This is a genomic window from Clostridium simiarum (assembly GCF_018919175.1).
Taxonomy (GTDB): domain Bacteria; phylum Bacillota; class Clostridia; order Clostridiales; family Clostridiaceae; genus Clostridium_L; species Clostridium_L simiarum.
Genome location: NZ_JAHLQL010000007.1, coordinates 47477 through 72090, shown reverse-complemented (window position 1 = coordinate 72090; position 24614 = coordinate 47477). Strand labels below are relative to the sequence as shown.

General features: G+C 29.6%; 25 protein-coding genes and 2 pseudogenes. 23 read left to right on the top strand and 4 right to left on the bottom strand.

From position 1 onward, the window contains the following. Positions 1-96 precede the first annotated feature (96 nt). Together KQI89_RS15560 and KQI89_RS15555 are read right to left on the bottom strand one after the other, a co-directional pair. Entirely contained in the window at positions 97-1131 is a 1035-nt protein-coding gene (locus tag KQI89_RS15560; RefSeq protein ID WP_216457856.1) for a ribonucleotide-diphosphate reductase subunit beta, read from the bottom strand. 16 nt (positions 1132-1147) lie between these two features. Continuing rightward, positions 1148-3403, bottom strand: coding sequence for a ribonucleoside-diphosphate reductase subunit alpha (locus KQI89_RS15555; RefSeq protein WP_216457855.1), 2256 nt, complete (start codon positions 3401-3403; stop codon positions 1148-1150). Positions 3404-3779: 376 nt separating this feature from the next. On the opposite strand from KQI89_RS15555, the gene KQI89_RS15550 reads away from it, so the two are divergent. The 3 genes from KQI89_RS15550 (at position 3780) to KQI89_RS15540 (ending at position 6459) form a co-directional block, all read left to right on the top strand. Then, positions 3780-4385, top strand: a complete 606-nt coding sequence (locus tag KQI89_RS15550) for a histidine phosphatase family protein (protein WP_216457854.1) — start codon at positions 3780-3782, stop codon at positions 4383-4385. A gap of 374 nt (positions 4386-4759) precedes the next feature. Further along, positions 4760-5653: an ABC transporter ATP-binding protein gene (locus KQI89_RS15545; RefSeq protein WP_216457853.1), complete on the top strand. Its 894-nt coding sequence runs from the start codon at positions 4760-4762 to the stop codon at positions 5651-5653. Next, positions 5650-6459 (top strand): ABC transporter permease, encoded by an 810-nt coding sequence (locus KQI89_RS15540; RefSeq protein ID WP_216457852.1) that lies wholly within the window; start codon positions 5650-5652, stop codon positions 6457-6459. The genes KQI89_RS15545 and KQI89_RS15540 overlap by 4 nt, the downstream gene beginning before the upstream one ends. A gap of 37 nt (positions 6460-6496) precedes the next feature. Here the strand turns inward: KQI89_RS15540 and gltS are convergent, their stop codons facing one another. Further along, entirely contained in the window at positions 6497-7678 is a 1182-nt protein-coding gene (gene gltS, locus KQI89_RS15535) for a sodium/glutamate symporter (RefSeq protein WP_216457851.1), read from the bottom strand. Between the two features lie 687 nt (positions 7679-8365). Between gltS and KQI89_RS15530 the strand changes: the two genes are divergently transcribed. Next, positions 8366-9034: a hypothetical protein gene (locus KQI89_RS15530; RefSeq protein ID WP_216457850.1), complete on the top strand. Its 669-nt coding sequence runs from the start codon at positions 8366-8368 to the stop codon at positions 9032-9034. Positions 9035-9620: 586 nt separating this feature from the next. Here KQI89_RS15530 and KQI89_RS17805 read toward each other — a convergent pair. Continuing rightward, positions 9621-9722: pseudogene (locus KQI89_RS17805) on the bottom strand (GNAT family N-acetyltransferase); the annotation flags it as partial. A 365-nt stretch (positions 9723-10087) separates the two neighbouring features. On the opposite strand from KQI89_RS17805, the gene KQI89_RS15525 reads away from it, so the two are divergent. The 19 genes and pseudogenes from KQI89_RS15525 to KQI89_RS15445 all read left to right on the top strand — a co-directional run bounded on the left by KQI89_RS15525 (position 10088) and on the right by KQI89_RS15445 (position 24562). Beyond that, positions 10088-10969, top strand: coding sequence for an acyl-CoA thioester hydrolase/BAAT C-terminal domain-containing protein (locus tag KQI89_RS15525; protein ID WP_216457849.1), 882 nt, complete (start codon positions 10088-10090; stop codon positions 10967-10969). 116 nt (positions 10970-11085) lie between these two features. Further along, positions 11086-11562 (top strand): ASCH domain-containing protein, encoded by a 477-nt coding sequence (locus KQI89_RS15520; protein WP_216457848.1) that lies wholly within the window; start codon positions 11086-11088, stop codon positions 11560-11562. A gap of 445 nt (positions 11563-12007) precedes the next feature. Beyond that, complete coding sequence (locus KQI89_RS15515) at positions 12008-12202, top strand: hypothetical protein (protein ID WP_216457847.1); 195 nt, start codon at positions 12008-12010, stop codon at positions 12200-12202. 1 nt (position 12203) lies between these two features. Beyond that, positions 12204-13184, top strand: coding sequence for an ATP-binding cassette domain-containing protein (locus KQI89_RS15510; RefSeq protein ID WP_216457846.1), 981 nt, complete (start codon positions 12204-12206; stop codon positions 13182-13184). A 10-nt stretch (positions 13185-13194) separates the two neighbouring features. Continuing rightward, the gene (locus KQI89_RS15505) at positions 13195-13977 is read left to right on the top strand and encodes an ABC-2 family transporter protein (RefSeq protein ID WP_216457845.1); all 783 of its coding nucleotides are present in this window, start codon (positions 13195-13197) and stop codon (positions 13975-13977) included. Then, on the top strand, positions 13967-14767 hold the full coding sequence (locus tag KQI89_RS15500) for an ABC transporter permease (protein ID WP_216457844.1): 801 nt from the start codon (positions 13967-13969) through the stop codon (positions 14765-14767). Before KQI89_RS15505 ends, KQI89_RS15500 begins: the two co-directional genes overlap by 11 nt. An 82-nt stretch (positions 14768-14849) precedes the next feature. Continuing rightward, on the top strand, positions 14850-14984 hold the full coding sequence (locus tag KQI89_RS17955; protein WP_281418335.1) for a hypothetical protein: 135 nt from the start codon (positions 14850-14852) through the stop codon (positions 14982-14984). Positions 14985-15199: 215 nt separating this feature from the next. Next, a complete protein-coding gene (locus tag KQI89_RS15495) occupies positions 15200-16270 on the top strand; it encodes a GNAT family N-acetyltransferase (RefSeq protein WP_216457843.1) in 1071 nt (356 codons plus the stop codon). Positions 16271-16527: 257 nt separating this feature from the next. Continuing rightward, positions 16528-16695 (top strand): annotated as a pseudogene (locus tag KQI89_RS17800) (GNAT family N-acetyltransferase); the annotation flags it as partial. Between the two features lie 76 nt (positions 16696-16771). Then, positions 16772-17533, top strand: a complete 762-nt coding sequence (locus KQI89_RS15490; RefSeq protein WP_032123006.1) for a class I SAM-dependent methyltransferase — start codon at positions 16772-16774, stop codon at positions 17531-17533. 182 nt (positions 17534-17715) lie between these two features. Further along, positions 17716-18633, top strand: coding sequence for an ABC transporter ATP-binding protein (locus tag KQI89_RS15485; RefSeq protein ID WP_216457842.1), 918 nt, complete (start codon positions 17716-17718; stop codon positions 18631-18633). A gap of 18 nt (positions 18634-18651) precedes the next feature. Next, positions 18652-19446, top strand: coding sequence for an ABC transporter permease subunit (locus KQI89_RS15480; protein WP_216457841.1), 795 nt, complete (start codon positions 18652-18654; stop codon positions 19444-19446). Positions 19447-20001: 555 nt separating this feature from the next. Further along, entirely contained in the window at positions 20002-20178 is a 177-nt protein-coding gene (locus KQI89_RS15475; protein WP_216457840.1) for a DUF6440 family protein, read from the top strand. Between the two features lie 145 nt (positions 20179-20323). Then, a complete protein-coding gene (locus KQI89_RS15470) occupies positions 20324-20698 on the top strand; it encodes a VOC family protein (RefSeq protein WP_216457839.1) in 375 nt (124 codons plus the stop codon). Positions 20699-20960: 262 nt separating this feature from the next. After that, on the top strand, positions 20961-21404 hold the full coding sequence (locus KQI89_RS15465) for a hypothetical protein (RefSeq protein ID WP_216457838.1): 444 nt from the start codon (positions 20961-20963) through the stop codon (positions 21402-21404). A 108-nt stretch (positions 21405-21512) separates the two neighbouring features. After that, positions 21513-21989: a GNAT family N-acetyltransferase gene (locus tag KQI89_RS15460; RefSeq protein ID WP_246583150.1), complete on the top strand. Its 477-nt coding sequence runs from the start codon at positions 21513-21515 to the stop codon at positions 21987-21989. Between the two features lie 175 nt (positions 21990-22164). After that, positions 22165-22788, top strand: a complete 624-nt coding sequence (locus KQI89_RS15455) for a chloramphenicol acetyltransferase (protein ID WP_216457836.1) — start codon at positions 22165-22167, stop codon at positions 22786-22788. A 200-nt stretch (positions 22789-22988) separates the two neighbouring features. Beyond that, positions 22989-23444, top strand: a complete 456-nt coding sequence (locus KQI89_RS15450) for a GNAT family N-acetyltransferase (protein WP_216457835.1) — start codon at positions 22989-22991, stop codon at positions 23442-23444. A 398-nt stretch (positions 23445-23842) separates the two neighbouring features. Continuing rightward, a complete protein-coding gene (locus tag KQI89_RS15445) occupies positions 23843-24562 on the top strand; it encodes a phosphatase (RefSeq protein WP_216457834.1) in 720 nt (239 codons plus the stop codon). Positions 24563-24614: the final 52 nt, after the last annotated feature.

Genomic DNA, 24614 nt, shown 5'->3' with positions numbered 1-24614 from the left:
ATCCTTGTGGGATAAGGATTTCTAAGCTCTAGAGGGAGTAAAAACTCCCTCTAGAGGCAAGAACTCTGTTTATTCCATCATTAAATGACTTAAGCTTTAAAGATCGTCTTCTATTATAGCTGCTTTTGCATAAGCGGTGGATTTTGCCTCAAAAAAATCTGTCTTAACTGAGTTAGCATCTGCGTACAAATCCACCCAAGGCATTGGATTTTCTGTTATTTCATACAAAGGTTCCATATCCAAGTCCTTTAGTCTAAGGTTTCCTAGATACTGAATGTACTCTGTTATTACTTTTTTGTTCAACCCTTGGATTCTATCCCCTATTACGTATACTCCCCAATCTATTTCATTTTCAACTCCGGTTTTCATCATGTTTCTTAAGTCCTCTAAGGCTTCTTTAGTAAATAGTTCTGGTTCTTCTTTTCTTAATTCCTTAATTATATTTCTAAATAGCCATAGATGTGTATTTTCATCCCTATTTATGTATCTTATCTCTTGAACGCTACCAGGCATTTTTGAGTTTCTTTCAAGATTATAAAAGAACATAAAACCTGAATAAAAATATATTCCTTCTAGTATATAATTAGCCATTAAGGTTTTTAATAAGTTTTGTGGAACAGGGTTTTCTAAAAACTCATTATAAAGATCACCTATAAATTTATTTCTGCTTAAAAGTATAGAGTCATCCTTCCACTGGTATAATATCTCATTTCTTTTGTCTGGGGGACATATAGTATCTAGCATATAGCTATAGGATTGAGAATGTATGGCCTCCTGAAAAGCCTGTATTGTTAGGCATAGGTTAACTTCACTGGCTGTTATATAATTATTTACATTGCCGAGATTCTCCATCTGAAGGCTATCTAGGAATATTAAAAATGAAAGTATTTTGTCATAAGCTGTTCTTTCTTCTGGGGTAAGAATCTTATAGTCTTTAAGATCTTGAGCCATGTTTATTTCCTCTGGTATCCAGAAGTTGTTCATAGCTTGCCTATACCAATCTGAAGCCCAAGTGTATTTCATATTATTAAAATCATTTAAATTTGTAGTGTTACCATTTATAAGTCTCTTTTTAGAAACTTCTGTATCTCCAAATTCATTAAATAAAGGTTTCCTATTTAAAGTTTTCATAATTATAAACTCCCTCCTATACAGAACAGCTCTCGCAGTGTTCTACCACTAAAGATTTTGATCTAACATAATATATACTTTTAACTCCTTGTCTCCAAGCATCTATATAAAGATTTAGTATTTGTCTCATGGTGTATTTTGTTGTTATATATAAATTAAAGGACTGGCTTTGATCTATGTGTTTTTGCCTTGCAGCATTGGCTTTTATGCACCAATGTTGATCTATTTCATAGGCTGATTTATAAAGATGGAAGTTTTCTTCATTTATATCTGGGGCTACTTTAGGAGTTATTATCCCTCTTTTTTCTTCGAAATAAAATCTATCCATTATAGGATCTATGCCCTCTGTGGTTCCTGCAATAGTAGCTGTAGAGCCATTAGGAGCCACTGCTAAAATATAGGCATTTCTTATAGAATTTTTATTTACATCTTCTTTAAGCTTTATCCAGCGATCTGATTTGTATCCTCTTAAATCGAAGTATTCTCCAGTTTCCCAGTCAGAACCTTTGAAGTAGCTGTAGCCACCCTTTTCTTTAGCTATATTCATACTTGCTTTTATAGCAAAATAATTTATATTTTCATAGACTTTATCTACAAAGTCTATATGCTCATCACTTTCAAAATCTATATTATTATTAACAAGCATATGGTGATATCCGCTAGTTCCAAGCCCTATGGATCTATAGATCTTATTGGTAATCTTAGCGTAAGGAACTGAATAGTAATTCAAATCTATTACATTGTCCATGGCTCTAATTTGAGTTTCTACTATGTGCTCAAGTTCCTTAGTGTCTGTTACATCAACACGACCTAGCACTATGGAAGAAAGATTACATACTACAAAATCGCCAGGCTTTGTCTTTTCCATTACTATAGTATCTCCATTTTCATCTTTTATCTCTTCTTGCATAAATTCCAGTGGGCTCATGTTTTGCATTATTTCAGTACAAAGATTTGAAGAATATATCATTCCTTTATGTTTATTAGGGTTTAATCTATTTGCAGTGTCTCTATTGAAGGTAAAAGGAGTTCCTGTTTCAGAGGCACTCTTTATTATGAGTTTTATAATGTCTTTTACTATCATCTCTCTTTTTTCTATATTAGGATCTTTAACACAGTCAAGGTATCGCTCTTCCCATTCTTTCCCGTAAAAGTCGCATAGCTCATAACCTTTTACTTTCTTTATTTCATGGGGACACATCATGTACCAAGTTGCATTTATATCATTTTCTGCAAGTTCCCAAAATAAATCTGGGTAGCATATCCCAGGAAAGACATCGTGGGCTTTTTTCCGGTCATCCCCATTATTGGTCTTAAGCTGCAAAAATTCAGGAAAGTCTCTATGCCAAACGTCTAGCCATATAGAGACGCTGCCAGTTCTCATGCCCAGTTGATCTACGGCAATAGCAGTATCATTAAAAAGCTTTATCCAAGGAATTACTCCACCAGAGGCTCCCTTGTAATTTCTTATGTCAGAACCTAAGGCTCTAACCTTACCCATGTATATGCCCATTCCACCGCCAAATTTTGACACCTTCGCAAAGTTATCTAAGCTTTTATAAATTCCCTGAAGGCTGTCACCTACAGTATCTATAAAGCAAGAACTTAGTTGATTGTAAGGCTTTCTAGCGTTAGACATAGTAGGGGTTGCCATGGTAGCTTTTAGACTGCTAAGCACATCATAAAATCTTTTAACCCAGTATAATCTGTTGGATTTATCTTCCCTCATAGCTAGATGTAAGGATATGCCCATAAACATCTCTTGAGGGAGCTCTAAAACTTTCCTATCCCCACTTTGTATTAGATATCTTTTGTATACTAAATTTATACCGCTGTAGGTAAATAAATAGTCTCTTTCAGGTACTATGTGTTTTTCTAATTCATCAATTTCTTCTTTGCTATAGTTTTCTAATATGTACTTACCATATAAACCTTTCTCTGTAAGGTCCTTTATTAAAGTATATAAATTTCCGTAACCTATAGTTTCATTATTTATCCCTCTATTTTCAGCCACTTCTCTGTACATGCTATGCATATAAAGTTTTGTAGCAGCAAACTCCCATTTAGGTTCTAAGGCATTAGTAAGCTCTAAGGCGCATTGTATTATGGATTTTAATAGCTCCTTTTCGCTCATACCTTCTCTTATTATATTTTCTAGAGATTTTAAAAGCCTCTCTGGATTATATACCTCATCATTTTTATAAATATCTTCACAAGCGAATTCGCATATTTCTTTTAATCTATCAAGTTCAAAACTTATATTATAATTCATGTTTGTAGCCCCTCTCAGTAACGTGTACTACATATTGTGATGTGCTTTTATGTAAGCACAACATATAGTTGCAATTGTTATTATAAATTACCTTAGATACTTTTGTAAACTTAGGAAAAGTATAAAATAGCTGAATAGATTACTTTACCTCCATATCTTTATATAACACTCTTAAATATAATAATAATTATAAAGAAATTATTATCACCAAACTATTTTTAAAACATAGCTTAATAGACTAGAAACATGAGTTAAAGATTTGAATATTCTAAGTTTTCATAAGCAATTTTTAGAATTTTAAAATATTTTGTTACATATAATTATAAAGTCCATTATAATTAAGTTATGACAAATATTAGAAAGTGAGAGGATATACTTGAATATATACATAACAAGACATGGACAAACCCAATGGAATAAAGAGGGAAGGATGCAGGGATGCCAAAATTCAGATTTGACGGAAAGTGGGGTTTATAATGCTAAAAAGCTTGGGGAGAGTTTAAGGCATATGAACTTTGATGTAATTTATTGTAGCCCTTTAGGACGAGCTGTTGATACAGCAAAACATATTAGAGGAAATAAAGATACAGAGATAGTAATAAATGAGGCTTTAAAAGAAATGAATTTTGGAGTCTGGGAAGGTATGACTTACCCAGAAATAAAAGAAATTTATCCTCAGCAGTATGAGAATTTTTGGAATAAACCGCAGTTATTTGAAGCCATTAATGGGGAAAGCTTTGATGAATTAATACATAGAATAAAGAACGGATTAAATGAGCTCATTAGTAAAGAGTGCTATGAAAACATTCTAATAGTTACACATACCTGTGTTATAAAAGCAATTTCCTTAATCGTTAAAGATCATTCTATAGAAGGTTTTTGGGATCTTCCTTACATAAATGATACAAGTCTTACGGTACTGGAGGTAATAGATAAAAAAATGAAATTTATTCTAGAGGCTGATGTTTCGCATTTAGATTAGATGTTAGAGATTATAAAAGATGTTTTGTATTTAGATTAGACGTTAGAGATTATAAAAGATGTTTTTCATTTAGATTAGATGTTAGAGATTATAAAAAAAGATTAAAGCTTATAAAAAGGTTAGAGATTATAAAAAAGATTAAAAATTATAAAGAGGTTAGAGATTATAAAAAAGATTAAAAATTATAAAGAGATTAAAAAGTACAAAAAGAGATTAAAGAGTATAGAGAGGTTAAAAAGTATAAAAACAGATTAAATTTCCAAGAAAACATTAGAGATTATAAGAAAAAATTAAAAATGAAAGATTAGTATCCCGGGTGTGGGAAATAAGTTGGGAAATACACCCCCGGGGGTCAAAAGAATGGGGGGATTTGTATGGGTGAGATAGCTATAAAGGTTGATGGTTTTACTAAGTATTATGGAGACTTTAAAGCGGTGGATGGGATTAGCTTTAAAGTTAAAAAGGGTGAAATATTTGGTATACTAGGTCCCAATGGTGCTGGAAAGACAACTACATTAGAATGTCTAGAAGGGTTAAGAACTATTGAGTCAGGAGTTATGGAAATTTTGGGGTTAAATCCATGGAAAGAGGCTAGTAAATTAAAAAATCTTGTAGGGGTTCAACTACAATCTTCATCACTGCCGCCTAACATAAAAGTCAAAGAAGCCATGGAATTATTTTCATCATACCATGAAGTTAAACCTAGATATGGCTTGTTGAAGAGGTTAAATATTGATAATAAGCTTAACACACAATATCATGCTCTTTCTGGAGGAGAACAAAGAAGACTTGCTATAGCCTTAGCGGTAGTTCATAATCCGGAGATTCTTATATTAGATGAACCAACAGCATCCTTAGATGTGCAATCTAGAATTGTGCTTCATGATGTTATGAAGGAACTGAAGGACTCTGGAACAACTATAATCCTTGCAACCCATGATATGTCTGAAGCTGAAAAGATGGCAGATAGAATAGCAATTTTACTAAAGGGTAAGATTGTGGTTATAGGTAGTCCCAAGGAGATAACAGCTTCAGGATCAGCTTTAACAAAGGTATCCGTTAGAACTGTAGGTAATAGTCTTGAAGGAACTGAAAGTAAGGTTTCTGATGAGTATTATGTTTTTTATACAGATAATCCTGGGCATAAGGTAACTGAAATTATCAATTTAATTGATTCAAAAGAAGATACTTTGATAGACCTTAGGGTAGAGAGACCATCATTAGAGGAGAGATTTTTAGAAATAACTTCTGTAGGAGGGGTAAGATGAAATCCTTTGCAATACATTTTTTATTTGATTTAAAAACAGGCATAAGAGACAAGACTTTATTGCTTATGAATTATATATTTCCACTTGGTTTTTACTTAGCTATGGGAGGCATAATGCCTCAATTAAATCCTCAATATAAAGACATACTAATCCCATCTATGATATTTTTTACTCTATTGGTAGGTACAGTTTTAGGCATGCCAAACACATTAGTTACATCTAGAAATAATGGAATCTTTAGAAGTTATAAAATCAATGGCATACCTAAATTTTCTATGCTGGCCATACCAACCATCTCAACTATTTTTCATACAGTTATAGTGACTATAATTATACTAATCAGTGCTCCTACTTTATTTGATGCAAAGCTACCAGAAAACATTGGGGCTTTGGCACTGATATTTGCTACCATGGCAATTGCCTGTTCAGGATTAGCTCTTCTTATTGGAATGATATCAAATAATACATCTGTTACTGTAATTTATGCACAAGTATTATTTTTGCCTTCTATGCTTATTGGTGGGCTTATGATGCCCTTAGATTCATTACCTAAATCTATTAAGGGATTCAGTAAATTACTTCCTACAACCTATGCTATGGATGCCTTTCAATCCTTAGTTGTTCAAGAAAAGTCAGCTTTTAAACCAGTATATTCTCTTAGTATATTGCTGGCTACAGGTGTATTAAGCTATCTATTAGCCGCATATCTTTTTAGATTAGATAATAACAATACATCTAAATCCAAAAGTGCATTTATAGCTTTAGTAGCTATAGTTCCATTGGCTTTAGGCGCATTATTTCTTTAGAATCTGGGAAATAACCCGGGAAATATACCCCCGGGGGTCAAAGCAAATTTACTAGGATGGTTATGACTATAGAGTTGGCAAAGTCTATTAAAAAAGCACCTACAATGGGGAGGATAAAGAAGGCTTTAGGAGCTAGGCCGTATTTTTCTGTAATGGAGTTCATATTAGCTATGCCATTAGGTGTAGAGCCCATGCCGAAGCCACAGTGACCAGCTGAAATTACTGCTGCATCATAATCTTTCCCCATAAAAGTAAAGGTTATAAAGTATGAAAAAGTAATCATAAGTATTGATTGACCAATTAATATTATAAACATAGGACCTACCATGCCTTTTAATTGCCATATTTGAAGGTTGATTAGTGCCATAGATAAGAATATATTTAATGCTATATTTCCTAAGGCATCTACACATTTTTCATTTATATGCCATCTGCCACTGCTCTCTCCTAGGTTTAAAATTATAGCTGCTATTATCATGGCGTTAATGTAAGAGGGAAGGGTAAGATTTATGCTTTTTAATAGTGATTCTAATACTGAACCCAATGCCATAGAAATTGCTATTATAGAAAGGGTTCTAAAGAGTTCAGTATAATTAATGCTGTCGGTATCATCTTTCCCATGAACCATAAACTCATCAGGTTTTGGGGTTAAATTGTATTTTCCTATAAGATTTTTTGCTATAGGGCCACCTATTAAACTTCCAACTATTATTCCAAAGGTAGCAGCAGCCATAGCTACAGTTGTAGCTCCACTAAAGCCTAAATTTTTTTCAAATAAAGCTCCCCAGGTGGCACCAGTACCATGACCGCCAGTCATGGTTATTGATCCTGCGATAAGACCTAAAAGAGGGTTTGCGTTAAGAGCTTTTGCTAAAAATATTCCCAGTACATCCTGGAGAATAACTAGAACTAGAGCTAATATGAAAAATACTATTACTTGAAATCCACCTTTTTTTATAAGCTTTAAACTAGCGCCTAAACCTATAGTGGTAAAGAACATAATCATAAATGGATTTTGAAGAGTGGTATCTAAAGATAATGTAAGTAGGTTATTTTCTCTTAATATTAAGTTAAATAATGCAAAAATAATTCCTCCTATTAATGGAGCGGGTATACAAAGCTTATCTAATAATCTTATCTTTCCTCTTATCCATAAACCTAAATAATATGTTGCAATAGATAAGGCTACAGTTTGAATCATATCTAATTTTATATCCATAGCTAGCCACCTTTCAAATTTACTATATGCAAGATTATATATTAAAACTTGCAAAAAATAAATAGTTTATTATAAAAATAAATATATTTAATAACTTTAGTATTTCAATTTATTAAATAATTATTTAGATTAATAAAGATAGGTCTTATAATCAAATGATTCTTATAAAAACTCTTAGCAATATTACACATGGAATACAATGTAAGAATAGATTGTTGTGGCAAGGGTGTGAGATAAGTTTTAGTTGGAAACAAACTCAAAAGAAAGCTAAAGGAAAGCTGGTAAAAACAGAAAAATGAAAGTGAGGCATTGTAAATATGCAAAAGTGCAAGTGATGCACCAGTAGTGTTTTTGGATTCAATGATATGAGAATGACTTATAATTGTATAAGAATTCATATAAGATATGAAAGTTACAAAAACTAATGTCTAAAACTATTAGTAATAGATTTATCAATTGAGTTTTATGAAAAAAAGTCACAAAAACTAATGCCTAAAACTATTGGGATTTTTTTATATTATAGCGGCACAGCAACTTATCATTCATACTATAAAGATTCTATAATTCCTAGGAATGTATCTGATCTATTTAATTCCTTCTGTACTTTATAAAATCACGATTATATTTCATTTTCATATTATATAATTACGGGTAATACCTTAAACAACATATAACAGGAGGAAAATTATGATATGTCAGTATTATCAATGTCCTTATTGCTATTGGATGTCATTTTATTGTTATGGTAACACTTTTAGTAGACAGTCAGCGCCATTAAAGTGGTTACCAACAGAAACACACACTTGTCCTAAATTTGCATCTACTAGACAGTCATTTCTTGAATTAGTTAAATCATGTAATGGTAATTTTATTTGGGTTTGTTTTGTTAAAGAACTGCAGTTCAATAATGGTTGGTGGAGGCTTAATGGGGTTAGTAACGATGAGAAACGTATTATTCTCACACTAGAAAGACCTAATAATAACGTAGAAAACTTTGAATGGATGGTTGATATTATAAGTGCAGGACCTTGTTTTCCATATAAAGAGAAGGAAGAGGAAGGACAAATACCAGGTCCCCCAGTAGGTTCACCATCAGATCCCTGTTTGATTCCGCCTTCTGGTTATTATACAAAGGAGGATAATTACAATTTTGCCATGAAATATATAGGAAGAATTGTCTGTGTAGCTTTTTCAGATAATCAAAACAAAAATGGCTATTGGCTTTTAGGTAGTGTATCTGGAGATAAAAATAAATATGTTGTTACATTACAAAGAGCTAATAACTATACAGAGGTTTTTCAAGATGAAGATATAGATTACTTAGGATTACCTAGTACTATAAGTTCTGGTTTTTAAGATTAAATAAGGGGAATGCGCTATGTTTTTCGTGTCACAATGAATGAGATTTCCTCTTTTCATGTGTAATGGATATAGGGAAATGCCTATATGTCTAAAAAGCTCTAGAGAAGATTTATCCGTGTCCAGTTAATGGTATAATCTGGGGCGTTTTAGCTCTATGTATTAATTTGCAGGGTTTTGACTATAACTTTTATTAGTTTAGTATGAAAGATTCCAACAAAAGGTTTGGGATTAAGAAATAGATTTTTAATTATACCTAATGTATAGCTTTTATATTTTGCTATCTAATTAAAAGTTATGATGAAATAAGAATGTTATCAGATATAGCTAAGGATAAAGAAATATTTTTAATTGCTGATAAACTTTATAGAGAATTCATAAATGAATAAAAATTAAAATTACCGTATTATTCAGTATGATATGCTCCCCTTTCCAGCAACAGATTTTTATTTTTTAATCTGTCTAATTTAAGGGGAGCATACCAGTAATGAGTTTACGGTATTTTTTAGTTCATAATTTCCTTATTATCATCATTATTTCATAGCAATTTTTCATATAGTCTAAACAAATTCAAGTCGTAATTTCAAAGTTCCAAGTCAACTGTATCAATATATTTAAAACCACATTTTTCATAAAGGCTGATGGCAGGTATATTTTTTTCGTAAACATCCAAAGGAATTGACTTAAAATAATGGAACCAAGGATGTCTCAGTTATGATTTGCTTTTGCTAATTCAATAATAATATCAATATGTACTCCTTCAATCAACACAAAATACAAAATAATTTATAGATATTTTCTTTAGTGCAGTATCTTCTATTTTATTGTAATCTATATCTAAACCTTCTTTCTACTGTAAATTAACCCAATTATATAATTGGCATTGATAATGAAAAATATACAAACATACATTCAAGATATGAATATTTTTACTTAAAACTGTTAATTTCTTTTTTAATATAATTAGTAATGGTATACTAATTATAAGCGTAAATAATGGTAAAATTATAAAAAGTAGGGATAATTTATACTGAATAAAGGAGTAAAAATATGAAGGAATATAATTTCTCTCTTTCTGAGGAAGATTTAGATGTTATGAAAGTTCAGGAAGGATATTTGAATGGATTTCACCTAAAAAAGAAGGAAACAGAATGCAAAGGTAGTGTTATTACATTTGGTGGGTCAGAGGGGAGTTCAAATTACAATATGGCAAAAATGATGGCAAATAACGGCTATGAAGTTTTGTCATTATATTTTTTCGGAAAAGACAATCAACCTAGTCAAATACGCAGAATACCCATTGAATTTTTTAGTAATGTAATTACATATATAAATAAACATTTCTCTTCACTTCATCCATTAACTTTATTTGGAGGTTCAAAGGGAGCAGAATTATCTCTGATCTTATCAGAGTACTATAGTGAAATAGATAACCTAATTTTAATAGCACCATCAGCGTACAGATTTCAGGGGTGGGATATGATGAATGATGTATCATCTTGGACATACAATAATAAGGATTTATCATATATTAGTTTAAAAAATGCATCTATCATTGAGAAAGTAAAGATTAATTTACAATATGCTCTTAGGTTGACAGTAAAAGAAAAATCCTATCACGATTCCGCTATAGAAAATTCTCCAAATATTGAAGAAGCCAGAATTAAAGCAGAAAAATTCAAGGGTAATATTTTAATTTTATTAGGTAAAGAGGATGGAATGTGGAATTCTTACAGTATGGCACAGAAAATAAAAGAAGCAAAGCCTGATAATACTGAGGTTTTAGTTTATGAAGGGGTAGGACATGCTTTTGGAGTGGATAGAGTATGTGGAAAGTATTTTATGGGTGGACAGAATGACTTAAATAAAATAGCACTAACTAAAAGTTGTGAAAAGATATTAGATACTTTGCACATCTGGCATAAAAAATGAGAATTAGATTAGTTTAGTTTTTAGCAAAGTTAAATGGCAACAATTATATTATTGTTAATAAAGATTTCTTATATAATACAAAAAATCTAGTATAAAACTTGAGGGAGGTAACAGTAATGGAAAATAAAAAATATTCACAAGAAAAAATTGATATGTTTTGGAAGGCGTTTTTGAGAGAAACAAACAGAAATAAAACAACAAAGTATTTAGAGGTATTCCATTTTGAACTAACTGAAAAATGGGCAAATGAACTATTACGTTTGGTGTTAATTGGGCAAAAGAGAGCTACAGCAAGTAGTTTATTGGGGTATGAAATTGAAGGTGAGCGTATACCACAGGTTGGTGATTTAAGTATTGTCACTGATTGGGAAGGTGTACCACGATGTGTTATTGAAACTACTGAGATAACAATTATTCCATTTTCAGATATTACTTATGATATTTGTAAGCGTGAAGGAGAGGATGATACATTGGAATCTTGGGTTAAGGGTCATGTTCGTTTCTTTAAGGAAGAGGGGAAACAGCTAGGGTACGAGTTTAGTGATGACATGCCAGTAGTTTTTGAAGATTTTGAAGTAGTATATCAAGTATAGATATTGTATAAAGATAAACCTAATCTGTAATGCTATAGTTGGGATAGAACATTAATATGTGATGAGTTATTAAAGCAAATTGATTAATATGTTATATATAAAATAGTATAACATGAAAGGATGTGGAATCTAGTGGGAGTCTAGTACTTACGATACAATCTTTCACTAAAGATAAAATATGAAAATATATATTATGGGTTCAGTTGAAAATGATATCACGTCATAGAAATGGTAACATTAACTGAAAAAGAAAACCATCCAATAAGTTTATTTTCTAATATAAATTCATCCAAATAAGAAGTTTAGGAATCAACAAATGAGATTATTTTTAGAGGGTTGAATAAAAGAATGGGAATTTCAGGAAGCAAATGAAAATATTATTCCATGTGTTTTTCTAGATGAAGATCTAGAGAATTGCAGAATTTGTGACGAGAGTTTGAATATCATGAAAAAAAGCATAATAGATATCTGGAATAATAGTAAAATGTTTAATTATGTTAGAAGTATTGGAGTATCTGCTGAATGTGAAATTTGTGATTTATATAAAAATAATAATTGTAGTGGTGGTTGTCCGGTTTCGTCAAAATATTTTACAGGAACATTTGAAAGTAAGAATGAATTCTGTTATATAGAGGTGTAAAATGGAAATCTCATTAAATAATTTATCAAAAAAATACAGAATAATTGAAAAAGGGAACTCTCTGTTTAAAAGAAAGAAAAGAAGTATTCAAGCACTTGATGATGTTTCTTTTTCTATAAAATCAGGTGAAATATGTGGATTAATAGGACTTAATGGAGCGGGCAAATCCACATTAACAAAAATATTATGCGGAGTACTGGCAGAAACTAGTGGCAAAATTGAATTAACTTTAGATGGTAAAGAAGTTTTGGGTGAAGAATTCAAAAAAAATATGAGTGTTATATTTGGACATAGAGGACAGCTATGGGATAATTTACAGGTTGTAGATTCTTATGAAATTATCAGTAGAATATATGATATACCTAGAGATGAATTTCAAGAAAGATTAAGATGGTTAGATCAAATGTTAGAGTTAAATGATTTATTATATAGACCAGCAAGACAATTAAGTCTTGGACAGAGGATGAAATGTGAAGTAGCTGGTAATTTACTATGTATGCCAAAGTTGTTGTTATTAGACGAGCCAACTGTTGGATTAGATATTTTAACTAAAGAAAAGATACTTAATACTATTCTAGAGATACATAAAGAGATTGAGAATACTATTATCTTTACATCTCACGATTTAAAAGATGTAGGAAATTTATGTGAACGCATATTGATTTTAAATAAAGGAAAGCTAATTTTTGATGATTCAATAAGTACGCTTTATGAAACATATGCAAATGAGTATATAATAATTTTAAAACATCCTAACAAATTATTGAGTATAGATGAGTTATGGAAAATATTAGATGATTATCAAAAGAATATTAAAGATATAGAATATAAGGAAAATAGTTTATCAATACATGTTAATAAAGAAGATAATTCAATACCTTTTAAAATTATGGAATTATTAGATAAGGAATTGGCACCTAATAATTTCAAATTATCAACTACAAACTTCGAACAAATAATTCGAAATATATATGAAGGGTAATTATGATAAAATGAATACTTTTAAAAAGCATGCAATCTGGATAAAGATGGGTTGGAAAACTCAATTTCATGATATTGGAATAATATTTGATCTGATTGTAAGGGTTGTCTTTAGATATATATTTTTAAGTTTTCTTTGGAATAGTATTTTTAAATATAATGAGATAGCTAATTGGACTATGAATAGCTATAAAATTTATATAGGTTCAAGTGTATTTTTATTATGTTTAATATCATATCCAAATATTTATTTTATTAGTCTAGATATGAGAAATGGCAATATTGTAAATTATTTAGCAAAACCCACATACTATCCCTATCATGTGATTTACAAAAATATAGGTATAGCAGCAAGTAATATATTGATATTAGCTCCTGTTTTTATTATATATTTATCTTTTTCAAATACAAATATAACAGGTGAGAACTTATTTTGGTTTGTTTTATTAGCTATTATGGGAGTTTTTACTTATATACTATTTGATATATTAATGGGGATATTAACTTTTTGGTTTGAGAATAGCTGGGGACTTAACATTGTAAAGCAATCGATTTTCACATTTTTTTCAGGAAGTATGCTTCCTTTAGACTTTCTTCCAAGACAATTAAATAATATTTTAAAATATAGTCCTTTCCCAGGAATCATTTATAGACCTACCACTATTTTAATTAATGGCAGTTATAATAATCTATTTTTCTTATTTTTACAAATAGCTTGGATTTTAATATTTCTTATACTAATTAGAGTAATTTTTAGAAGTTGTGAGAAAGATGTGATAATATATGGTGGTTAAAAAAGTATTATATAATATAAGAATAATATTTGCTTTAGTTAAATATAATTTCAAAAGTTTAACCAATTATAGAAAAGATTTCTGGATTGGACTTTTTATGGTTATAATAAATATGGCAATTAGCTTATCTTATATAGAAATTCTTTATAATAACATAACTAATATAGCTAATTGGGGTAAATATGAGGTAATGTTAATATATGCCGTATCATCTTTAAATATGGCCATTTATAGTATTTTATATGGAAACTATAGGAATTTAAAAAGATATATTTTTAATGGAGAATTGGAAATGATGCTGACTAAACCATTAGATATTGTTCTACATTTAAGAATGAGAGAAGTTAGTGTACAACCACTTGTAAATATCATAGTTTATATAGCTTTATTCTTTTTTTGTTTAAAACAACTTAATAAAAGCATTACTTATATTGTATTATTAAAGATAGTAGGGTTGTCTATTTTAGGAATTTTATTTATATCTTCAATTGCATTAACTTCGCTTAGTATATTATTCTATACAAGATATACATATACCCCCTATGATTCTATAATGATTACATTAGAATTGGCAAACTATCCAATAAATATTTTTTCAGAAATAGTAAAAAATATAGTGTTGACAGTTTTTCCAATTGCTCTAATAGGATATTTACCAGCTAATACTATATTATTAAAAGATAATGTAGTTATTAATAAAATAGTAGTTATTATCATATTAATATATTATTTTATATCAAAATCAATATTTAAAACTTCAATAAAAAGATATGATGGGTTAGGTAATTAAGAGAGTAAATAAAACAAAGGCATCATAATATAAAACAATGTATTTATAATCCACCATACGAAATGCTTAGGTGTATGTTTAAATGGCAAAAGAATACGATAAAGGAAAAGATAAATTGAAGGATAGAATTTCTCCATATAAAGAAAAGGTTATTATTTTAAGAAACAACAGAGATATTAATGAATTTATTGAAACATGTATTAATTCAAGAAAATAAGTATAATTTTAGTGTTTATTTTTATTATATCATGACGAAATAGTAAACTAATACGCTATAAAAAGGGAAAGTTTTAATTTAAAAATACTTTCCCTTGAAGTGTTGTAAATATAGAGTCATCATAGAATAAGATTTACTATTATTATTTTTATAAGACAAAAATAATTTAGAGTAAATCATTCATAATAAGAATAAATAAGTATAGGAGAGATTCAGTGATTAAATTAAATAGTAAAGAATTTAAAAAAATCGCCCATTTAGTTAAATCTCAAGATGAATTGTCTGTATTTTCTGTTATAAGTGGTGTTATCTCTGGTGAAATCTATGTAAACAACATTAATAATCCAACGGCTGCTTTGATACAGTCTAGTGAGTGTAATCTGATTGCTGGTAGTCCAAATGATGAAGTTTTTAATTCAGAGGTGTCTTCAGAATTGGATTTTTGGGATCAATTAACCCCCGATTCTCATGAATGGATTGATAAAATACCAGGTATCCACAAGAATCATTTTGTTAGAAAATATAAAAGAAGACATTATGTATTGGCTAGTGATGATTTTATGGAATGCCATGCTAAGTTGAAAGAAGGATATATCTTAGAAAAAGTAGATATATCTTTATTAAGACAAAACCTCTTTGAAAACTCAGAGAAATTACTAGAGTGGATTGAGGGCTGGGGTGATGATAAAAAGTTTCAAAAATACGGTACAGGCTATTTTGTACGTAATAACAAGACAATTGTGAGTTGGTCGTTGAGCGATTGCAGTTTTGAAAAGAAAATTGCAATTGGAATACATACAGATGAGAGATACAGAAATAATGGCTTTGGAAAAATAGTTGTATCTGCCACCGTTAAAGATTGTTTTTATAAGGGATACGAAAAAATTGATTGGCTTTGTGTAGATTCTAATAAAGGTTCTATAGCAATAGCTGAAAAGTTAGGATTTAAATATAACAATGAATATTATTCTTTTTCCTCATATCCTCCAATTGAAAATTTAAAGGATTTATCTGAAGTTGAATGGCATGAATGGGGAGAATATTTAGAAAATGCATCTAAAACTGAAACCCCTTTGCTATGGGAATGTCTTTATTGTTATATAAAATCTAATGATGTTGAAAAAACCATTGATATTATGACAACTATGAAGCAGAAGAAAATTACCATAGATTATTCAAGATTTAAAGATTATATTATTAAACTTCAAGACTATGGTCTGTGCTCTAATTTTACTAAAAAGGTTTGGATTGATTTTTTAAATGAAAATATTCCTTGTAGTGATTAATGAATAAACCATACTGTTTTTGCGGCATAATATTTTTAAAATGTGGATTCAAGGAAGGCAACTTTGGCTTCTCTTGAAAAGTGATATAAACTTTACTTTATATTAAAAGAGCTAATAGTATTTGGCTCTTTTTGTTTACAGTTATAACCAGTAAAAGGTATAATATTTATTATATAAGGCGTATTTGTAAGAGATGATAAAGATTATTTATATAGTATTTTGATTGAAAGGATACATAGATGGACATTACTATTGAATACAGTATTAAGTCACAGGATAAGTAAGTTCCCTTGGATGCTTATGAAAGAAATATACCTGTCATCATGCTATATGAAAAATGAGACTTTAAGTATATTGATACAGTTGACTTGGGACCTGGAAACTATGGGTTGGATTGGTTTAGACTATATGAAAAATTACTATGAGATAATAAACATAATATTTAGATATTATTAAGCAGAAGTTAATTATATTAGTTTTAGTATAGGAGGGGAATATGAAATGAACAAGCAAAGTGAAATTAATAAAAAAGCATGGGAATACAGAGCATATGAATACTGGTTAAAAAATGATGGATTACCAGAAGAACGGGCTAAAATTATTATGGAAAATCCAATGGCAAGACTGAAGCAACATGGAAAATACTTCTCTAATATAAATGGTTTGAAAATTGCAAATCCTTGCGGCTCCAATGGTAGACGAGCGGTAGCATTAGCACTTTTGGGAGCAGATGTAACCATATTTGATATATCAGAAGAAAATAAAAAATATGCTTTGGAATTAGCGGATTGTTCTCAGGTTAAACTTGATTATATTGTTTCTGATTTATATGATGTGGATATGAATGTGTATGGAAATTATTTTGATATGCTATATCTTGAAGGTGGAATACTTCATTATTTTCATGATATAGATAAGTTTATGGAAACACTATTTTCTATGTTGAAACCAAATGGGAAAATTATATTAAATGATTTTCATCCCTTTAGAAAAGTAATGCCAATTAATTTTTTTAAGTCATCAGTTGAGGATTACTTTGAAACAAATATACATAATAGTAATGTAGCATATAAAGATTTTTTGGATAAAGCAGAAAATGAAGAATTTCCTAGTTGTTCTGTCCGATTATACAATATTAGTGAAATTCTTAATTCAATGATTAAGAGTGGATTTACAATTAAAGAATTTAATGAAGAGCCTAGTTGGACAAATAAAAAACTACCAGGAGAAATTACTGTTTACGCAATTAAAGAGGAGTTTTAAAGATTACTGGAGCAATGAGTAACTCACAATGTCAAAAGAAAAATCCATTAGGAAAGTGCTGCCATGAAATAATCCAGGATGCAATAGATATAGGACTATCAATGAAATAGTGAGAATTTTATAATAACACATGTTTTGAAGTTTTTACCTGATTATACGTTTAATAATTGCGAGGTGAAAAAATGAATGCAATAAATATAGAAAACCTTAAAAAATCCTATGATGGAAAGACTAATGCTTTGAACAATATAAGTCTAAGTATACCAAAAGGTGAGATCTTTGGATTTCTTGGTCCTAATGGTTCAGGGAAAACCACTACAGTTAGAATTCTTAATGGAGTTCTTTCAGCAACATCAGGATATGCTGAAATTTTAGGCATACCTGTGGGAGAAAATAATCTTGAGATTCATAGATTATGTGGAGTTATGACCGAAAGCTCCTCTTGTTATGAAAACCTTACTGCTAAGCAAAATCTAATGTTCTTTGGAAAAATGCATGAAATGGATGAAAAATCCCTTAATGAACGTACTAATTTTATATTGGAAAGACTAGATTTACTAGATGTAGGAAATAAAAAGGTAAAATCCTTTAGTACAGGAATGAAAAAGAGACTTTCCTTAGGCTTGGCATTAGTTCACAATCCTAAGGTTTTATTCCTTGATGAACCCACTTCTGGTTTAGACCCAGAAAATGCAGTGAATGTTACAAGGCTTATCAAAGAGCTTGCAGAGGAAAACCAGGTTACAATCTTTCTTTGTACCCATCAATTAAAATATGCTGAAGATATTTGTACACTATATAGCTTTATAAATAAGGGCAAAATCCTTGGACTAGGTACATTTGATGAACTTGCTTCAAGGAAAAATGCCACCCTTCTATTAAAAATTAGAGGGAAAAATATATCTAAAGAATTTGGATTTATTCATGAAGGTAATGATATATATAGCAAATCTATTTTAGGAGACAAAGAGGTAAATACTCTAATGCAAGGCATACTGACAAATGGTGGAGAAATTTATGAGGCTGTACAGGAGAAATGGTCTTTGGAACAACTGTATTTTAAATATATAAAAGGTACATCTGATGATGTAACTTTATAAGTCTGGAGTGGTTAGGATATGAATAGAAACGAAAAAGCATTGATATATAAAGATATAAATGAAATAACAAGTTCGAAACGGGTTATTATGCCTATGACTATTGTACCCATTGTTCTGACTGTAATTATACCCATAGGAATATTGATAGGTGCGAGCTTTATTACAAATGATTCAAGTATGCTTACAAAGATGGATCCTCTTTTAAAAAAATTACCTTATGAATATACAGCATATACTCCAGCCCAATTATTAATAAAAGTAATGATAAACTTTATGTTTCCATCATACTTTCTTATAATTCCAATAATGTGCTCAGGAGTTATTGGAGCCAGTAGTTTTGTGGGAGAAAAGGAGCATAAAACTCTAGAGTCTTTGCTTTACACACCAATATCCATGGAACAACTGCTTAGAGCTAAAATTTTAGGCGTTTTTGTGCCGTCTTATCTCGTGACTTTGATTTCATTTATAGCCATTGGCATCATATTTAATATAGGTGGTTTTATGTATTTTGGAGGATTTATTTTTCCAGATATAAAATGGCTCATAATCATATTTTGGATTTCACCTGCAATCAATTTATTGTCCCTAATATTTACTGTGATGGTATCGGCAAAGTCAGAAACCTTCCAAGAAGCACAGCAAGTAAGCGGCCTTCTTGTTATTCCAGTGATTCTTGTATTAGTGGCTCAAATGACAGGTGTATTTTTGCTCAGCAAAGGTGTAATGTTTATAGGCGGCAGTGTTCTCTTTATACTTGATTATATATTAATAAAGAGGGTTTCCTCTAAGTTTATTCCAGAGAAACTGATTTAAATATCTGTTATGGACATTTCAATTTTCTTCCTCAGGTAATGAATTTTTATGGTTTTGACCACAGAGGACTAGTGAATATATTGTATAGATATTATGGGATGATTTTCATGAAAATTAGATAGTAAAGAATCTAATAAAATAGCCCATTTAGTTAAATCTCAAGAAGAATTATCTGTATATTCTGTTATATACGGTATTACCTCTGGTAAGATATATGTAAGCTTTTTATATAAGTAATTAAATTAAAAAGGGGAATGTAAATCTGCTTACGGAAGAAGAAAATTTAAGAGTAGCAATACATGGTGAAGATGATTCACACTCATTTGAAGGGGTTGAAAAACCACTATCAAGAGTAATAAAAGATTTTAAATTTATATTATTAAAAGATTGTGGTCACATTCCTTGGAATGAGATTTATGCAAAAGACGAATTTTATGAAATAATTTTAGAAAAATTGGCATTAAAATAATCTTCACATATAAAAATTAGAGACTTTAACAGGGGATTGCAGAATAGCAAATCAATATAAAACATTTAAATTTGGGAGGTAGAATTATGGGAAAAGATAAAAGATTTGAAGTTGTATCTACACAAGGAACTTTAGAAAGTTATAGAGTAATAGTTGACAAAGAAACTGGAGTAAATTACCTATATGTCAGCAATGGAACTTCTGGTGGACTTACGGTGTTATTAGATTCAGAAGGAAAACCGATTATAACAAAGGATAAATAAGAGATATTATTATAAAATTAATGAATAATTTTATTATGCTGTGACTTAATAGTGAAATAAGTCAAAGAAAAAATTATTTGTATAATATATAGATAAGTAGGAGTTTGAATAGAAGAGTATTTATATATGGTAATGGAGGTATATTATGAAAAGAGCAATGATGCAAATTTATGTAAAAGGTAGTGGAGAGGCTGTAGAACTTTATTTAAAAGCTTTTAATGCCATCTTGGGGTTTAACGTAAAAAGCTCTGAGCACACATTTTATCATGCAGAACTTGATATTTGTGGTCATATCTTAGCAATAGCTGAGGCTAATGATGACATGCATAAAAGTATTACAGGCAACACAATGCAGTTTTGCTTTCATTACGGCGAAGGAAATGAGGATATGGTCAAACAAGCTTACGAGATACTTAAAGAGGATAGTGAAATCTTATTTCCGTTAGGTCCTTGTGATTTTAGTCCGTTGTTTGTAGATTTTATTGATAAGTTTGGCGTTAGATGGTGTCTTTTTGTATAACTGATACTACAGGTTATAAGCATAGCATAAAAGAGACAAATTCCAATCTATAGATTTGAGGTAAAATAATTTTAGTTTCAATTCAGTGATATCTTTCTTAATTAGTGACGGAGTTGTGAGAGTATGTTTAGTAAAGATTATTTATTAAATATAATAATATTATTAATCAAGCCTTTAAAAGCAAGTATCCAATAATTAGATCACTAAATGAATTGACCATGCTATAAATTTAAAATAAATGATTATAGAAAGGAACATTTTTATGGGAGTAGATGTTAGTAAACTAGAGGAATTATTAAATAAATGGCAAGAGATTTTAAGATTAAGAGATTGGGATATAAAGCTTAAAATTGTAGATAAAGAATGGAGAAAATCAGGAGATATAAAAATTGATATGGATGACAAAAAAGCGGTTATGTTGATTAATAATAATCCCAAGTTTGAAAACATGGAAGAGTTAGTAGTACATGAGTTATTGCATCTAAAATTATGGGGAATGGATCAAATGCTTGAAGGATTTATAAATCAAGTGTTTGGAGAAGATGAAAAGGATTTAAAAAAAGAATTTGCAATGAATCAGTTCTTTATTATGCTTGAATCAACAGTGGAGGATTTAACAAAAGGTTTTTTAAAAGCCAATGGATGCAAGGAAGAATTAAGTTTTGGAAGATTGCAGAAATTGATAGATGATGAAATAGGTGGTTAGCATGAGCTAAATTATTATGGTAAAAAGCATCAAAGAACAGATGAGATGTAAAGATATGTTTTACTGCAAAAAACACTATAGTTCAAAACGGAAGGAAATATCAGGGTGATGTGTGAGATTAGATTAGCAGAGAAAGATGATATAGGAATAATAGTTGAATTACTAAACAAAGTAACATTAAACTTACATCAAAAAAGTATAAATCAATGGAAATATCCTTGGCATTTTGAAGAAATAAATATAGAAATAAAAAATAGAAATGTCTATGTGATAACAATAGACAAGCTCATAGTTGGAACATTTTCTTTAAAAGATATGGATATTAATGAGGGGTTTCATATCAGCAACTCAAATAATTTGTACTTTTATAGAATAGCAGTACTACCAGAGTATCAAGGAAAAAATATAGGAATTAAAGCTATTAATTATGCTTTGGAGATTTCAAGAAATTTAAAAAGAACACTATATTTGGACTGTTGGGCTGGAAATATAAAATTAAAAAATTTTTATTCTAAAGCTGGCTTTAATTATTGTGGAGATTTTAAGGAAGAGGATTATATGATTAGTGTTTTTAAATACTTATAATATTTTTATACTTTGTGCCTGAATTTTCATATATTATGAAGTAAGTTTTATAGTTATTTAATGAGTTCCCGAAAACATCTGTTTTTGTGGAAATATTAAAATTATTATATCTTATTGTGTAGAAGACTATTAAGTTATTCTATAATAATACTTAAAAGTTATTTAGGAGGTAAGTATGCAGTATATTAACTTTGATACTTGGAAGAGAAAAAATCATTATAGTTTTTTTGAAAAAGTAGATAATCCACAATTTAATATATGTTCAAATATTGATGTGACTAATTTTCTGAAATTTGTAAAAGAAAACAAAATTTCATTTTACTATAGTATGGTTTATGCCTCTACATATGTAATGAATGAAATAGAAGATTTTCGTTATAAAATTAGAGATGGAAAAATTATTCTTCATGATAAGTTACGACCATCTTTTACAGACATGAGTCCTGGTGAAGATTTGTTTAAAATTGTGACTTTAGACTTAGGAGAGTGTATTATTAAATTTTCAAATAATGCAAAAGAAATGTCAATTAATCAAATAGAATATTTTACTGAAACTGATGTTGAACAAGATGAATTAATATATTTTTCTTGCATTCCTTGGATATCTTTCACGAGTATATCAAATGAGATTGTAATGAATAAAGAGGACTCTATTCCAAGGATATCTTTTGGAAAATACTTCAGTCAGAGTGATAAGATCTTATTACCATATTCTATACAAGTTAATCATATGCTTTTGGACGGTGTTCATATTGGAAGGTATATGGAAAGATTGCAACAATTTCTTAATGAATTATAAAAATAAAAGAAGGAATAAGCCTGTTTTGTTAAGGACAGTTGTTTTAGGTAAATCTCATTTTTATAAATATAGTTAACTAAATAAAGTATTGTTTAAGAAATTAAAGTGAGATTTTCCTTAACAAAATATTGGGGATACAATTCACAATTTTATTATTCTGGGACACAATGGTAAGATATGAGGAGATTAGGGGGATAAGGATGTTTCAGTTCAAAGATTTTGATTTTTTAACAGATGGTGAGATTGATTTAAAGATCGAAGATAAAATACCGCCTAACGAGAAAAAAGGTTATGTACCTGCATACAAATATAGGATTACCATGCACAATTCAAATGAGAGTATAGGTAATATTGATATTCGTATTGGATATAATGAGAATACATATTATGGTGGTAATATTGGCTATAGAATTGAAGAAGATTATAGAGGAAATAATTATGCGGCAAAGGCTTGTAAAATTATCAAACAGATAGCCATTGCTCATGGAATGGATAGATTGATAATAACTTGCAATCCAAATAATTTTCCATCTAGAATGACCTGTGAGAAAGCAAGTCTTAAACTTAAGGAAATAGTAGATTTACCACTTCATAATGATATGTATCAAAAAGGGGAAAGGCAAGAGTGCATATATGAATGGATTTTAAATGAATAGTTCTTCATGGTCTTCTTATATAATACAAAAAATCTAGTATAAAATTATTTAGTATAAATTATTAAAAAAAGCACAACTATTCTTGCTGGGATGGAGTGCTTTTTTCTTTGCCATTAAGTTCTATATCAAGACCTAAAAAGCATAGAACTTCACTTTGATAAGAAAATACAGAAATAGTTCATAAATTAAGGAGGGAGAGTCCTCTGATGATGGGGTTCTTCTTCTTTTCTGTTTTTATTATAAGAATATAGTGATTAGGAAAATCAAAGAGATTATAAAAATAACCACAAATTGAAATATACAAATTTATAATATATACTATAATTATTCTGGCAAGTAGTAATTACGGTTAGCTGTTACGCTTTAGTAAATTATAAATAAAAATATGGAGGAGTAACATGAATATAGAGTTAGACGTTCATACACATACCGTAGCAAGTGGTCATGCATATAGTAGTATTCGCGAAATGGCTAAAGAAGCTTCAAAAAAGAAGTTAAAGCTTTTAGGTATTACAGAACATGCTCAAGGTATCCCAGGAACATGTTCTAATATATACTTTGAAAATCTTCGAGTAGTTCCAAGAGAGATGTATGGAGTAGAATTAATGCTAGGTGCAGAGATAAATATTTTGGATTATAGTGGAAAACTTAGTATGGAAGATAGATTAATTGACAAATTAGATATAAGAATCGCAGGAATCCATAATCATTGTTACACACCTGGAACAATAGAGGAAAATACAAATGCTGTAATACAAGCTATCAAAAATCCAAGAATTGATATAATTAGCCATCCAGATGATGGTTCATGTCCATTGGATTATGATTTAGTTGTACAAGCTGCAAAAAAATATAATACATTATTAGAGATAAATAATAATTCTATAAACCCCATAAACCGCCGCATAAATGCACGTGAAAATAGTATTTATATGTTAAAGTTATGTAAAAAATATAATGTACAAATTATTCTAGCAAGTGACGCACATGTTGATACAGATGTTGGTAGATTCAACCTTGTTTATGAAGTATTACATGAAGTGGATTTTCCTGAAGAACTTATTATTAATAACTCACTAATAGATTTTAAAAATAGAATTAAACTAAATAGATTTTAAAATCTTACAGTATTTTTAATTCATAATCTTCTTATTTGACGTCGTAAACTTC

Excerpts from the sequence above, each read along its gene's own strand:
- KQI89_RS15560 (WP_216457856.1), bottom strand. The coding sequence starts at position 1,131 with ATGAAAACTTTAAATAGGAAACCTTTATTTAATGAATTTGGAGATACA.
- KQI89_RS15555 (WP_216457855.1), bottom strand. The coding sequence starts at position 3,403 with ATGAATTATAATATAAGTTTTGAACTTGATAGATTAAAAGAAATATGC.
- KQI89_RS15545 (WP_216457853.1), top strand. The coding sequence starts at position 4,760 with ATGGGTGAGATAGCTATAAAGGTTGATGGTTTTACTAAGTATTATGGA.
- KQI89_RS15540 (WP_216457852.1), top strand. The coding sequence starts at position 5,650 with ATGAAATCCTTTGCAATACATTTTTTATTTGATTTAAAAACAGGCATA.
- gltS (WP_216457851.1), bottom strand. The coding sequence starts at position 7,678 with ATGGATATAAAATTAGATATGATTCAAACTGTAGCCTTATCTATTGCA.
- KQI89_RS15530 (WP_216457850.1), top strand. The coding sequence starts at position 8,366 with ATGATATGTCAGTATTATCAATGTCCTTATTGCTATTGGATGTCATTT.
- KQI89_RS15525 (WP_216457849.1), top strand. The coding sequence starts at position 10,088 with ATGAAGGAATATAATTTCTCTCTTTCTGAGGAAGATTTAGATGTTATG.
- KQI89_RS15520 (WP_216457848.1), top strand. The coding sequence starts at position 11,086 with ATGGAAAATAAAAAATATTCACAAGAAAAAATTGATATGTTTTGGAAG.
- KQI89_RS15515 (WP_216457847.1), top strand. The coding sequence starts at position 12,008 with ATGAAAAAAAGCATAATAGATATCTGGAATAATAGTAAAATGTTTAAT.
- KQI89_RS15510 (WP_216457846.1), top strand. The coding sequence starts at position 12,204 with ATGGAAATCTCATTAAATAATTTATCAAAAAAATACAGAATAATTGAA.
- KQI89_RS15505 (WP_216457845.1), top strand. The coding sequence starts at position 13,195 with ATGAATACTTTTAAAAAGCATGCAATCTGGATAAAGATGGGTTGGAAA.
- KQI89_RS15500 (WP_216457844.1), top strand. The coding sequence starts at position 13,967 with ATGGTGGTTAAAAAAGTATTATATAATATAAGAATAATATTTGCTTTA.
- KQI89_RS17955 (WP_281418335.1), top strand. The coding sequence starts at position 14,850 with ATGGCAAAAGAATACGATAAAGGAAAAGATAAATTGAAGGATAGAATT.
- KQI89_RS15490 (WP_032123006.1), top strand. The coding sequence starts at position 16,772 with ATGAACAAGCAAAGTGAAATTAATAAAAAAGCATGGGAATACAGAGCA.
- KQI89_RS15485 (WP_216457842.1), top strand. The coding sequence starts at position 17,716 with ATGAATGCAATAAATATAGAAAACCTTAAAAAATCCTATGATGGAAAG.
- KQI89_RS15480 (WP_216457841.1), top strand. The coding sequence starts at position 18,652 with ATGAATAGAAACGAAAAAGCATTGATATATAAAGATATAAATGAAATA.
- KQI89_RS15475 (WP_216457840.1), top strand. The coding sequence starts at position 20,002 with ATGGGAAAAGATAAAAGATTTGAAGTTGTATCTACACAAGGAACTTTA.
- KQI89_RS15470 (WP_216457839.1), top strand. The coding sequence starts at position 20,324 with ATGAAAAGAGCAATGATGCAAATTTATGTAAAAGGTAGTGGAGAGGCT.
- KQI89_RS15465 (WP_216457838.1), top strand. The coding sequence starts at position 20,961 with ATGGGAGTAGATGTTAGTAAACTAGAGGAATTATTAAATAAATGGCAA.
- KQI89_RS15460 (WP_246583150.1), top strand. The coding sequence starts at position 21,513 with ATGTGTGAGATTAGATTAGCAGAGAAAGATGATATAGGAATAATAGTT.
- KQI89_RS15455 (WP_216457836.1), top strand. The coding sequence starts at position 22,165 with ATGCAGTATATTAACTTTGATACTTGGAAGAGAAAAAATCATTATAGT.
- KQI89_RS15450 (WP_216457835.1), top strand. The coding sequence starts at position 22,989 with ATGTTTCAGTTCAAAGATTTTGATTTTTTAACAGATGGTGAGATTGAT.
- KQI89_RS15445 (WP_216457834.1), top strand. The coding sequence starts at position 23,843 with ATGAATATAGAGTTAGACGTTCATACACATACCGTAGCAAGTGGTCAT.